We start from the raw sequence: 12,245 nt of genomic DNA, 5'->3' as shown, positions 1-12,245 counted from the left end.
CATATGCGCCGAAATCTTTCGCCCTTCGCCGTCTCGCCGGCGCATTCTACACAAGGCGCCGGCGAGAACTGATGTTCATTCAGTGATTGTGGCGCGGTACGCCAAAAGTCTCGGCGATGCGCTGATAGTCGACCGCGAAATCGAGGCAGGCGCCGGTCGACAACTGCCCGACATATTGGCGCTGCAGTTCCTGCCACGGCGTCTGGTTGACCAGCTTTGGCGGGGTCCAGGCCTTGCGGCGCCGTTCCAATTCTTCCGCCGGGATCAGGATGTCGGCGGAGCGCCTGTTCAGATCGATGCGGATCTTGTCGCCGGTGCGCAGCAGGGCAAGCCCGCCGCCCACCGCCGATTCCGGCGAAGCGTTCAGGATCGACGGGCTGCCCGATGTACCGCTCTGGCGGCCGTCGCCGATGCAGGGCAGCAGCAGCACGCCCTGCTTGACCAGCCGATCGGGCGGCAGCATGTTGACCACCTCGGCGGCGCCGGGATAGCCGACCGGACCGGTGCCGCGGATCACCAGGATGCTATTCTCGTCAATCGGCAATTCCGGATCGTTGATCCGCGCATGGTAATCCTCCGGCCCTTCGAAGACGATCGCCGTGCCTTCGAAGGCGTTTTCATCCCCCTTGCGCTGCAGATAGCGCTGGCGGAATTCCGGCGTGATCACCGAAGTCTTCATGATCGCGGAGTCGAACAGCGTGCCCGACAGCACGGCGAATCCTGCCTCCGGCAGCAGCGGCTTGTCATAGGGCCGGATCACATCGCGGTCCTTGCATTCCGCATCGCGCACATTTTCGCCCATGGTCTTGCCGTTGATCGTGAGCGCATCGGCATGCAGCTTGCCTGCTTCGAGCAATTCGCGCATCACCGCCGGCACGCCGCCGGCGCGATGAAAGCCCTCGCCCAGATGCTGGCCGGCCGGCATGCAATTCACCAGCAGCGGAATCCTGTAGCCGATCGCGTCCCAGTCGCGGGTATCCAGCTCGACCCCGATATGACGGGCGATGGCGACCAGATGCGGCGGACAATTGGTCGAGGCGCCCAGCGCGCTCGCCGCCACGATGGCGTTCTCGAAAGCCTTGCGGGTGAGGATCCGCGACGGCCTCAGATCCTCATGCACGATCTCGACGGCACGGCGTCCGGTCTCGTAGGCCATCTGCGCCCGCTCGCGGTACGGCGCCGGAATCGAGGCGCAGCCCGGCAGCGACATGCCCAGGGCCTCCGCCAGGCTGTTCATCGACAACGCCGTACCCATGGTATTGCAATGGCCCGGGCTGGGCGCCGAGGAGGCCACCATCTCGAGGAACTGATCGTAGTTGATCCGGCCGGCGGCCAATTCCTGGCGTGCGAACCACACGACCGTGCCCGAACCGGCAAGCTGGCCATTGTACCAGCCGTCCAGCATGGGTCCGCCGGACAGCACGATCGCCGGAATATCCACCGTTGCCGCCGCCATCAGCATGCCGGGCGTGGTCTTGTCGCAGCCCGTGGTCAGCACCACGCCGTCGATCGGATAGCTGTAGAGCAGTTCGGCCAGGCCGAGATAGAGCAGATTGCGATCAAGCGCCGCGGTCGGCCGCTTCCCGGTCTCCTGGATCGGATGGGTGGGGAACTCGAAGGGGATGCCGCCGGCATCGCGGATGCCGTCGCGGACGCGCTTGGCCAAATCCAGGTGATGACGGTTGCAGGGCGACAGATCGCTGCCGGACTGCGCGATTCCGATGATCGGTTTGCCGCCGCGCAGTTCGGCCAGGGTGAGGCCGAAATTGAGATAGCGCTCGAGATAGAGCGCCGTCATGCCGGGATCATGCGGATTATCGAACCATTCCCGGCTGCGCAGCCGTTTCACCTTCTTCTCGGCCATCACTTGCTCCCTAAATCGCTATGTGACGGGCACATGCCCGCCCTTCGTCGCCAAATTTCCCCGTGAAAATCTAACGTTGCCGGCCGCGCGCCTGTTCCTGCAGGAGAATCTGATAGTCGCGCGAGGCGGCGCGGATATGAACGCCGAGCAGATTGAGCGCCTTGGTCTTCTCATGGGTGCGCAGCAGCTTGACGATATTCTGATGCTCGGCCAGCGACTCTTCCACGGTGCGGTGCTTCGAGGTGACGCTGGCGCGCAAAGCCTGGATCCGCATTTCAAGCTGCTGGTGCGCCGCCACGAGGAAGCGGTTGCCGGCGCGATTCAAGATCTGGCGATGATATTCGGTATCGAGCCGGCGATAGGCGGGCATGTCGTCGTCCGCCACCGCCTTGGCCATGCGGCGCACATTCTGCTCCAGCGCCTCGATCAGGCCGGCCTCGTCGTTGTGCAGCGCATCGCGCAGGGCCGCCGATTCCAGGATCACCCGATACTGGCACATCTCGGCCGCCTCTTCCGGCGCCATGGAGAAGACGAAACTGCCGCGCTGCGGCTGGATGTCGACCAGCCCCTCCAGCTTGAGCTGCAGCAGCGCTTCGCGGACCGGCGTCTTGGAAATTCCGAGCTGGGCCGCCAGCACGTTCTCCGACAGCGCTTCGCCCAGCATCAATTCGCCGTTGATGATGCGGGACCGGACATGCTCCTTGACCAATTCGGTGAGAGATTTCGGACGCTCGATGCGCGTCGCACGTACCGCGTTCGTCTTAGGCATGGCGGCCTTTTCCTGTTCCGATTTCTGGCGTCGATTGTTATTTGGCAAACTAGCAGCGCCCTCGAACAGCCTCAAGATAGTATCTGATATGTCAGTTGTCTTGCCCCAAATGGATGATTCGGCTAGGAAGGGTGAAAGTCATGGGAGGTTCGGCGGCAGCCATGCAGCTTGATATCCTCTGCCTGGGCGAAGCCATGGTGGAGTTCAACCAGACCGGCGGCCGGGACAGCGACCAGTATTTGCGCGGTTTCGGCGGCGATACCTCGAACTGCGCCATCGCCGCCGCCCGCCAGGGTGCGAAGGCCGGCTATTGCACCTTGCTCGGCCGGGACCCCTTCGGCGACCTCCTGCTCGACCTCTGGCGAAGCGAGAATGTCGATACCTCGGCGGTCGGCCGCCGCGAAGATTCCCCCACGGCAGTCTATTTCGTGACTCACACGGACAAGGGCCATGCCTTCACCTATTATCGCCAGGACTCGGCCGCCAGCCGCATGACGCCGGCCGATCTGCCGCTGGGAATCGTGAAAAAGACCACAATCCTGCATGCTTCCGGGATCAGCCTGGCGGTGAGCGCCGGAATGCGGGAGACGGTCATGAAGGCGATCGAGATCGTGCGCCAGGCCGGCAATCGCGTCTGCTTCGACACCAACCTCCGGCTGAAGCTTTGGCCGCTGGAAACGGCGCGCGAGGCGATCGACGCGGCGCTGCGGCTCAGCGACATCGCCTTGCCCAGCCTGGAAGATGCCACGGCGCTCACCGGCCTGGATGATCCGCTCAGGATTCTCGACCATTACCGGACGATGGGCGTGCCGCTGGTGGTGCTCAAATGCGGCGCCGAAGGGGCGCTGCTGGCGGATGCATCCGGCCGCTGGCGCATCCCCGGGCATCGGGTGCGCAGTGTCGATGCCACCGGCGCCGGCGACTGCTTCGACGGCGCCTTCCTGGCGGAACTCGTGCGCGGCGCGGCGCCGCAGGAAGCCGCCGCCTACGCCAATGCCGCCGCGGCGCTGACCACCACCGGCTATGGCGCCGTGGCGCCGATCCCGCAGCGGCCGGCGGTGGAGGCGTTTTTCGACTCCGTCGGCCGGCCGCAACCGGAGCGTCTTTGACGCGTCATTCGCCGTAAGCGCGCACCTTCTGGTTCTGCTCGCCCAGGCCCGCGATGCCGAGCCGCATGGTATCGCCGGGCTTGAGATAAACCTGCGGCTTCTGCCCCATGCCGACGCCCGGCGGCGTACCGGTCGAGATGACGTCGCCCGGCTGCAAGGTCATGAACTGGCTCAGATAGCTCACCAGGTAGCGCACGCCGAAAATCATCGTCTTGGTCGAGCCGTTCTGGTAGCGGTGGCCGCTGACCTCGAGGAACATGGCTAGATTCTGCGGATCAGGCACCTCGTCGGCGGTGACCAGCCAGGGACCGATCGGACCGAAACTGTCGGCGCTCTTGCCCTTGGTCCACTGACCATGGCGCTCGATCTGGAATTCGCGTTCGGACACATCGTTGACGACGCAATAGCCCGCCACATGCGCCATCGCATCCTTCTCGTCGACGTAGCGCGCGGTGCTGCCGATCACCACGCCAAGTTCGACCTCCCAATCGGTCTTCCTGGAATTCTTCGGGATGATCACGTCGTCGTTCGGCCCGGTGATCGCCGAGGTGGCCTTCATGAAGATGATCGGCTCGGCCGGGATCGGATTGCCGGTTTCGGCGGCATGATCGGAATAGTTCAGACCGATGCAGATGAATTTCGGCACCTGCCCGACGCAGGGCCCGAGCCGCGGCTTGCCGGGGACGGCCGGCAGCTTGGACGGATCCAGCGCTTTCAGCCTGGCGAGCCCATCGGGCGCAAGCGCTGCCCCGGCGATATCCGGCACCACGCCCGAAAGATCGCGGATGGCGCCGCTGGCATCGAGCATGCCCGGTTTCTCCTGGCCCGCTGGGCCGTAACGCAACAGCTTCATTTTATCCCTCCTTGAAAACAGATGCCTTTCAGAGTGACCAGCCGCCGTCGATAACGTGAATCGCGCCGGTTGTGAATGCCGCTTCGTCGGATGCCAGATAGACCGCCAGTGCCGCGATCTCCTCCGCGGTTCCCAGCCGGCCAAGCGGCTGCCGCGCGACGAAAGCAGCCCTCGCCTGTTCGACACCGCCGGCAGAAGCGGCCTGGGCTGCGATGCGGTCATCCAGCGACGGCGACTGGATAGTACCGGGGCAGATCGCGTTGCAACGGATATTCTGCCTGATGAAGTCGATGGCGATTGATTTGGTCAGACCGATCACCGCCGCCTTGGTGGCTCCATAGACGAACCGGTTCGGTGCAGCCTTCACCGAAGAGGCGCCGGAGGACATATTGATGATCGAGGCGCCGCGGCCGCTTGCGAGCATGGCCGGCAGCAGGGCCTTGGTCAGGCGGAACATCGAACGCACATTGAGGTCGAAGGCGAAATCCCAATCCGCCTCGCTGCAGTCAAGGATGGTGCCGTGATGGACGAATCCGGCGCAATTGAACAGCACGTCGAGCGCGCCCACTTCGGCGGCAAAATCGCCGATCGCCTTGGCATCCAGCACATCCAGCCGCCGGGTTGTGATATTGGGCAGGCTGCCAAGCTCCTTGAGCTTCGCCTCGTTCACATCGGTGGCGATCACCTTGGCGCCTTCCTTGGCGAACGCTATGGCCGTAGCCCGCCCGATACCCTGTGCGGCGGCCGTGATCACCGCCGTCTTACCGTTCAAACGCATGCTGCTCTTCTCTTCCCTGTGGTTATGCGACAGTCGTTATGCCACCGCCGGCAGGCAGGCCGGACCCAGTGGCGAGAAACTCTTGTAGGTGAGGATGAATTTCTGATGCCCCAGGGCTTCCGACTTGCTCGGCGCGCCGCCGGCCACCTGCCGGATCAGGTCGAAAATCTCGCGGCCGACCGTGTCCAGGTCCGCCTCGCCGGTGAGAATGCGGCCGGCATTGACGTCCATATCCTCGGCCATGCGATCATAGGTGCGCGGATTGGCGCAGACCTTGATCACCGGCGCCAAGGCCGAGCCGACCACCGAGCCGCGCCCGGTCGAGAACAGGATCAGATGCGAACCGCAGGCGATCAGCTCGACGATCTCGGCGTTGTCGCTGATATTGGGGAAACCGAAGCGGACTTCGCCGTCGGGCACGACGTCGAGCAGATAAAGCCCGCCGCGCGGCGGGATATCGCCCGGCTTGATGATGCCGCTGATCGGCGAGGCGCCGCTTTTCGCATAGGCGCCGAGCGACTTCTCTTCGATGGTGGTCAATCCGCCATCGGCATTGCCCGGCGCAAAGCTGGGATAACCGAGGGTTTCGTAGTATCGCGCCGCCTTGGCGACACAGGCCTTGATCTCCTCACCCAGCTCCGGCGTTACGGCACGCGCCGCCATCCAGTCTTCCATGCCGATCAGTTCGCCGGTCTCCTCGAAGATCGCCGCAGCCTTCTCCGCAACCAGGAAATCGAAGGCACGGCCCATGGCCGGATTGGCGGTCAGCCCGGATGTCGCATCCGAACCGCCGCAGATCGTGCCGACCACGAGTTCGGACACTGCCATCGGCTCGGCCGGCTGCGCCGCGAGTTCGCCAAGCTGCGCTTCGACCCAGGCGCGGCCTTTGTCGATCGTGCTGCGGGTGCCGCCGTCATCCTGGATCGTCAGCGTCATGACCGGCCGGCCGCTGTCGCGGATCGCGCGCTCCAGCGAGCGCTTGTTGAAACCCTCGCAGCCCAGCGAAACCAGCAGCACGGCGCCGACATTCGGATGCGTGCAAAGCCTTTGCATCACCTTCGCCGCATAGGCATTGGGATAGCAGCCCGGAAAACCGATCGCATGCGCGGCGCCAGCCCGGCCCGTGTCGCGGTAAGGCCAGGCGATCTCGCGCGCGACATGATGGGCGCATTCGACCAGATAAGCGACGGCGACATGATTGCGAATGCCCTTGCGCCCATCGGCGCGCCGCCAGCCCTTCACGATGCCGCCTCCACCGCCCGGGTGTTCGGCAGATACTCGCTGCGTACGTTGTGGTGATGCACGTAATCGCCAAGCGCGATGGCGGCGCTGGCCCGGCCGACCGGAGCGCCGTATTTGATGATCCGCTCGCCTTCCCGGATCGGTTTGACCGCGATCTTGTGGCCGAATCCCAGCGCCTGCCTCAGCCTGACCTGCCGCCCCGCGACCATGACAAGGGAATCGGCGGGGATTTCCTGCCGCGCCACGGCGACATTGTCGCCGGCGGCCAATAAAAGCAGGCGCGCATCCATCTGGCTTCCAGGCCGGCTTTCAGAACTTGCCATAACGCAGATAGGCCTGTTGCGGGTCCATGCCGGCGAGAATATTGCGCCGCACATCCCCCTCGGTGCCGATCACCTCTTCGGTGCGGGCGATGACCGCTTCGGCCATCGTCGCCGGAATGACGACCACGCCATCGCGATCGGCGATGACGCAATCACCGCTCGATATGGTGACGCTGCCGATGGTGATCGGCGTGCCGAAACTGTCGGGCACCCAGCGCGCGACGATGTCGGACGGCGTATAGAAGCTGCACCAGACGGGAAAGCCGAGCCGTTCGATCATGGCCGCGTCGCGGCAGCCGCCGTCGACGATGTAGCCGCGCACGCCTTTCAACTGCAGGGCGGCGGCGGACAGTTCGCCCATCAGCGCAACCTCGCGGTTATGCGGCTGGCAGACGACCACCTTGCCGCCAGGCGCCTTCGAGAGCACCCCGGTCCATTCCAGCAAAGTCTCATGGGCGGATCGGGTCCGGTCGATGTGGCCGCTGACCGTCCAGACCTCGCCGGCAAGGGTCAGCCGGGGATCGAGCGGACGAAGATCGTTCGGCAGGACACAATTATCATGCCCCAGCCCGCGCAAGACATCATGCACCGCAGAGGCATAGCAGCGGCTCAGCCGCTCGGCCAAAGAGGCAGCCTCTCCGGCCAACCCGACCCCGGACATGTTTTCTCCCATCTGATATATCAGTTTCAACTTTAACCGCTTTTCGGCAGGCTGGCTAGTCGGCAATGCCGCGCTCTGTTCCGGTTGCGAAAGCCATTGCGTCCGCACAAGCGCCGCACCGATAATCGAGGCGGCAGGTAGCGAAACGAAAGGAACGACTTGATGATCAAGAAGCTGGCCCTCGCCTTCGCCATCCTGGTGCTCGCCGTTGCCGGCGCCGCCTATTATTTCGCCTCCAATATCGACAGCCTGGTAAAGGCGGTCGTGGAACGCTACGGCTCGGAAGCCACGCAGGCGCAGGTGACGCTCAAATCCGTCGACCTGAAGCCCACGGAAGGCAGCGGCAGCCTGCAAGGTCTGGTGGTCGGCAACCCGAAGGGTTTCGCCACCGCCGAGGCCATGTCGCTCGGCGATATCAAGGTTTCGCTCGACATCTCCTCGCTGCAATCGAATCCGATCGTCATCAAGAGCATCACGGTCACCAAGCCGGCGATCACCTATGAATATGGCGAGAAGGGCAGCAATCTCGATGTCATCCAGAAGAATGTGCAAGCCTATGCCGCGAAATTCGGCGGCGGCAAGTCCGGCGCGTCTTCCCCCGCCCCCGCGTCGTCCAGGGGCAAGGCCGGTGAAAATGAGCGCAAGGTGGTGATCGAGGACCTGACCATCCGGGACGGCAATATCGCGATCAGCCATACCGCGCTGCAGGGCCGCAGCCTGTCGGCGCCGCTGCCGGTCATCCATCTGACCGATATCGGCAAGGACAAGGGCGGGGCGACGCCGGCCGAGATCGCCGAGAAAATCATCGGCACGATCAGCGCCAAAGCCTCCAGCGTCGCCTCCGCCGATCTGAAGAAACAGCTTGGCACGCTGCTGAAGGACAAGGCCGGCGATATCGGCGGGGCCGCCGGCGGCGCCGCCGAAAAGCTGAAAGGCCTGTTCGGAAAATAAATTCACCGGAGCATCGAAGCGGCGGCGGGACTGCACTATTCTACGAGCCGTCTCCGCCGCTTTTTCCGTGCCCCCTCTCCATGATAGCACCCGTCTGGCGTGACGCCCTCGCAGGGCTCTGTGCGCTTCTCATCGGCATCGGCTTCGCCCGATTCGGCTATACCCCGCTCATTCCGGTACTGGTCGAGCATGATTGGCTGACACCGAGCAGCGCCGCCTATCTCGGCGCCACCAATCTGGCAGGCTATGTCGCCGGCAGCTTCCTGACCGCCGCTCTGGCCCGGCTCGCCCCCATGCCGCTATTGACCCGCGTGGCGATGGCGGTGACCGGCGGCAGCCTGCTGGCCTGCGCCCTGCCCTGGGGCTTCGTCTGGTTCGTGCCCTGGCGGTTCATTGCCGGCTTTGCCGGCGGGATTCTCATGGTCGGCGCAGTGCCGCTCCTGCTGTCGCGCGTCCCGGTCAGCCATCGCGGCCGCAGCAACGGCATCATCTTCACGGGCGTCGGCACCGGCATCATCGCCGGCGGCACATTGGTTCCCGCCCTCGCGGGCTGGGGCCCGGGACCGGTCTGGCTCGGCATGGGATTGCTGACGCTGCTGCTGGCGGCCCTGACCTGGCGGCAATGGGACGGCAAGGCGTCTGCGGCTGCCCCCCCGGCCCTTACGGCAGGAGCAGCGCGGCTTTTCACCTGGCCGATCGGGCTGCTGCTGACCGCCTATATGCTGGATGCCGCAGGCTTCATCCCGCACACTGTCTTCTGGGCCGACTACATTGCCCGCGGCCTCAATCGCGGCGTGACCGCCGGCGGATTGTTCTGGGTTATCTTCGGCGCCGGCGCATTATGCGGCCCGCTGTTGAGCGGCATGGTCGCCGAGCGGCTCAACTTTCATCGCAGCCTGATCGCGGCGCTGATCGTCAAGGCCAGCGCGGTCGCCCTGCCGCTCTTCTCGCAGCATCCGGCGGCGCTGACCGCCTCGGCGCTGATCGTCGGGGCCCTGACGCCCGGCGTTTCCGCGCTCGCCTCCGGGCGCGCCGCCGAACTGGCCGGGATGGAGGCGCATCGAAAGGTCTGGGGCTGGCTGACCGGCGGCTGGGCGGTGTCGTCGGCCGGGGTCGGCTATCTGATGTCCTTCCTGTTCGACCGCACCGGTTCCTACAATCTGCTATTCGCCATCGGCGCCGCCGGCCTGTTCACTGCGTCGATCCTGGCGACTTTCGCCAGACCCCGCGCCGCTGCCTGATGGCCATCCGAGAGGGAGTGCAGTCCCTACCCGCAAAAATTCTACACAAAAAATCTTGACATTTATCGGCCGGCATCTGATGTAGCTCGCTGAGAAGAGGATGCGGCATGAGCAATATCCGCCAGATCGATCCGGTCACCCTGCGCCAGCGCCTGCAATCCGGCGATGTCATACTCATTGACATTCGCGAGCCGCCGGAATTCGCGCGCGAACGGATCGCAGGCGCCCGCCTGGTGCCGCTGGCGCGCCTCGATGGCCACGATTTCGGCGCAGACCGGGACAATGTGGCGGTCTTCACCTGCCGTTCCGGCATGCGCACCACCATGCATGCCTCCCGCCTTCTGGCGAAGGGCTTCAGGGAGACCTATCTGCTGGCCGGCGGATTGGATGCCTGGAAGCGCGCCGGCCTGCCAGTGGAACGCGATGAGGGGGCGCCGCTCGATCTGCAGCGCCAGGTCCAGATCGCCGCCGGCGGCCTGGCCTTGCTCGGCACCCTGCTGGCCTGGCTGGTGTCGCCGTGGTTCCTGCTGCTCAGCGGCATTGTCGGCGCCGGCCTGATGACGGCCGGTCTCACTGGCTTCTGCGGCATGGCGCGGCTGCTCGCCATCATGCCGTGGAACCGCAGATTCCTTGCCCAGTGAACCGTCAGGGACCGCCCGCATGAAGCCCGCCGTTCAAGCCTTCTTCGACGAGGATACCTTCACCGTCTCCCATGTGGTGGCGGATCCGGCGAGCGGACATTGCATCGTTATCGACTCGGTACTGGATTACGATCCCGCGTCCGGGCGCACCGGACGGACTTCGGCGGACAAGATCATCCGTTACATCGAGGATCAGGGCCTGGCCCTCCAATCGATTCTCGAGACCCATGTTCATGCCGATCACCTTTCGGCGGCGCCCTACATCCAAGAGAAACTCGGCGGCAAAATCGGCATCGGCTTCAACATTACCGTCGTGCAGGATGTCTTCGGCAAGGTCTTCAACGCCGGCACGGAATTCGCCCGCGACGGCAGCCAGTTCGATCATCTCTTCCAGGATGGCGAAACCTTCAGGCTGGGCAGCATCAATGCCAGCGCGCTCCACACGCCGGGTCATACGCCGGCCTGCATGACCTATGTGATCGGCGATGCGGCCTTTGTCGGCGATACCCTGTTCATGCCCGACTACGGCACCGCGCGTTGCGACTTTCCCGGCGGCGATGCGCGCCAGCTCTACCGCTCGATCCACAGAATCTTCGCGCTGCCGCCCGAGACGCGGCTGTTCATGTGCCACGATTACAAGGCGCCCGGACGCGACGCCTTTCGCTGGGAAACAACCGTGGCCGAGGAGCGCGCCAGGAATATCCACGTTCACGACGGCATCGGCGAAGACGAGTTCGTCGCCATGCGCACCAAACGCGACGCCACGCTCGACATGCCGCGCCTGATCCTGCCCTCCGTGCAGGTCAACATGCGGGCCGGCCGCTTGCCGCCGCCCGAGGACAATGGGGTGCGCTACCTCAAAACGCCGGTCGACGCCCTCTAATCGCGGCGCTGCGGACAATGATCACCCTATCCATGGCGCAAACGGCGCTGACCATTGGCGCCGGCTCGGCCGTCGGCTTCTCGCTCGCCCTGGTCGGCGGCGGCGGCTCGATCCTGGCGGTCCCCGCCCTGCTGTATCTGGTCGGCATCGGCGATGCCCATCTGGCGATCGGCACCAGTGCGCTGGCGGTCGCCGTCAACGCCTTCGCCAATCTCGCCCAGCATGCCCGCAAGGGCAATGTAAAATGGCCCTGCGCCATGGTCTTCGCCGCCTCCGGCGTGCTCGGCGCGGCGTTGGGCGCGGCCCTGGGCAAGCTGACCAACGGCCAGCATCTTCTTCTCCTGTTTGCCGGCGTCATGATGGTGATCGGCCTGGCCATGCTGCGGCCCAAGGCGGCCCAGGGGAATCCCGACGTGCACCTTAACCGCGCCGTCGCCGGCAGGCTGGTGCCGATCGGATTGACGACGGGCGCGCTCAGCGGCTTCTTCGGTATCGGCGGCGGTTTTCTGATCGTGCCCGGCCTCATGCTTGGCAGCGGCATGCCGCTGATCAACGCGATCGGATCGTCCCTGTTCGCGGTCGGCAGTTTCGGCCTGACCACCGCCATCAGCTATGCCCTCTCCGGCCTGATCGACTGGCCGGTGGCGGCCTGGTTCATCGTCGGCGGCATTCTCGGCGGGCTGATCGGCACCCGGATGGCGATCTGGGCCTCAGGCCATAAAGGCCTGTTGAACCGCATCTTCGCCGGCCTGATCTTCGCGGTCGCCGCCTATATCGTCTATCGCAGCGTCTAGACCGGAATCCCGTTAGATCGAAGCATAGCCAGCGTTCCTGAGATAGTTTGCGCATTCCTGTGGCGGGAAGCGGTCCAGCAGGCTTCCGATACGTTGCCATGTTGCCTCGACACTGCGTTCAGCTGCCTTTCGGAGC

13 protein-coding genes are annotated in these 12,245 nt (G+C 64.8%); 6 read left to right on the top strand and 7 right to left on the bottom strand.

Annotation, left to right across the window (positions count from 1 at the left end):
• Window positions 1–79 precede the first annotated feature (79 nt).
• Both VF194_RS16470 and VF194_RS16465 read right to left on the bottom strand, forming a co-directional pair.
• A complete protein-coding gene (locus VF194_RS16470) occupies window positions 80–1,864 on the bottom strand; it encodes an IlvD/Edd family dehydratase (protein WP_330892283.1) in 1,785 nt (594 codons plus the stop codon).
• Window positions 1,865–1,934: 70 nt separating this feature from the next.
• A complete protein-coding gene (locus VF194_RS16465) occupies window positions 1,935–2,633 on the bottom strand; it encodes a GntR family transcriptional regulator (RefSeq protein ID WP_330892282.1) in 699 nt (232 codons plus the stop codon).
• Between the two features lie 161 nt (window positions 2,634–2,794).
• On the opposite strand from VF194_RS16465, the gene VF194_RS16460 reads away from it, so the two are divergent.
• Window positions 2,795–3,742: a sugar kinase gene (locus VF194_RS16460; RefSeq protein WP_330892281.1), complete on the top strand. Its 948-nt coding sequence runs from the start codon at window positions 2,795–2,797 to the stop codon at window positions 3,740–3,742.
• Window positions 3,743–3,746: 4 nt separating this feature from the next.
• Here the strand turns inward: VF194_RS16460 and VF194_RS16455 are convergent, their stop codons facing one another.
• From VF194_RS16455 to VF194_RS16435, 5 genes are read right to left on the bottom strand one after another with little or no spacing between them, the layout of a single operon-like run.
• The gene (locus tag VF194_RS16455) at window positions 3,747–4,595 is read right to left on the bottom strand and encodes a fumarylacetoacetate hydrolase family protein (RefSeq protein WP_330892280.1); all 849 of its coding nucleotides are present in this window, start codon (window positions 4,593–4,595) and stop codon (window positions 3,747–3,749) included.
• 28 nt (window positions 4,596–4,623) lie between these two features.
• The gene (locus VF194_RS16450; protein WP_330892279.1) at window positions 4,624–5,373 is read right to left on the bottom strand and encodes an SDR family oxidoreductase; all 750 of its coding nucleotides are present in this window, start codon (window positions 5,371–5,373) and stop codon (window positions 4,624–4,626) included.
• Window positions 5,374–5,409: 36 nt separating this feature from the next.
• The gene (locus VF194_RS16445; RefSeq protein ID WP_330892278.1) at window positions 5,410–6,615 is read right to left on the bottom strand and encodes a UxaA family hydrolase; all 1,206 of its coding nucleotides are present in this window, start codon (window positions 6,613–6,615) and stop codon (window positions 5,410–5,412) included.
• A complete protein-coding gene (locus VF194_RS16440; RefSeq protein ID WP_330892277.1) occupies window positions 6,612–6,905 on the bottom strand; it encodes a UxaA family hydrolase in 294 nt (97 codons plus the stop codon). The genes VF194_RS16445 and VF194_RS16440 overlap by 4 nt, the downstream gene beginning before the upstream one ends.
• 19 nt (window positions 6,906–6,924) lie before the next feature.
• The gene (locus VF194_RS16435; protein ID WP_330892276.1) at window positions 6,925–7,599 is read right to left on the bottom strand and encodes a hypothetical protein; all 675 of its coding nucleotides are present in this window, start codon (window positions 7,597–7,599) and stop codon (window positions 6,925–6,927) included.
• 162 nt (window positions 7,600–7,761) lie between these two features.
• Between VF194_RS16435 and VF194_RS16430 the strand changes: the two genes are divergently transcribed.
• From VF194_RS16430 to VF194_RS16410, 5 genes are all read left to right on the top strand, one after another.
• Window positions 7,762–8,550 (top strand): hypothetical protein, encoded by a 789-nt coding sequence (locus tag VF194_RS16430; RefSeq protein WP_330892275.1) that lies wholly within the window; start codon window positions 7,762–7,764, stop codon window positions 8,548–8,550.
• A gap of 80 nt (window positions 8,551–8,630) precedes the next feature.
• Window positions 8,631–9,791: a YbfB/YjiJ family MFS transporter gene (locus VF194_RS16425; RefSeq protein ID WP_330892274.1), complete on the top strand. Its 1,161-nt coding sequence runs from the start codon at window positions 8,631–8,633 to the stop codon at window positions 9,789–9,791.
• A gap of 107 nt (window positions 9,792–9,898) precedes the next feature.
• On the top strand, window positions 9,899–10,432 hold the full coding sequence (locus tag VF194_RS16420) for a rhodanese family protein (RefSeq protein WP_330892273.1): 534 nt from the start codon (window positions 9,899–9,901) through the stop codon (window positions 10,430–10,432).
• Between the two features lie 19 nt (window positions 10,433–10,451).
• Complete coding sequence (locus tag VF194_RS16415; RefSeq protein WP_330892272.1) at window positions 10,452–11,315, top strand: MBL fold metallo-hydrolase; 864 nt, start codon at window positions 10,452–10,454, stop codon at window positions 11,313–11,315.
• A 17-nt stretch (window positions 11,316–11,332) separates the two neighbouring features.
• Entirely contained in the window at window positions 11,333–12,109 is a 777-nt protein-coding gene (locus VF194_RS16410; RefSeq protein ID WP_330892271.1) for a sulfite exporter TauE/SafE family protein, read from the top strand.
• Window positions 12,110–12,245 lie beyond the last annotated feature (136 nt).

This window comes from Ferrovibrio sp. (assembly GCF_036381655.1).
Lineage (GTDB): Bacteria > Pseudomonadota > Alphaproteobacteria > Ferrovibrionales > Ferrovibrionaceae > Ferrovibrio.
Note: the sequence above shows the minus strand (reverse complement) of the source record. Positions and strands in the feature narration are given on the sequence as shown.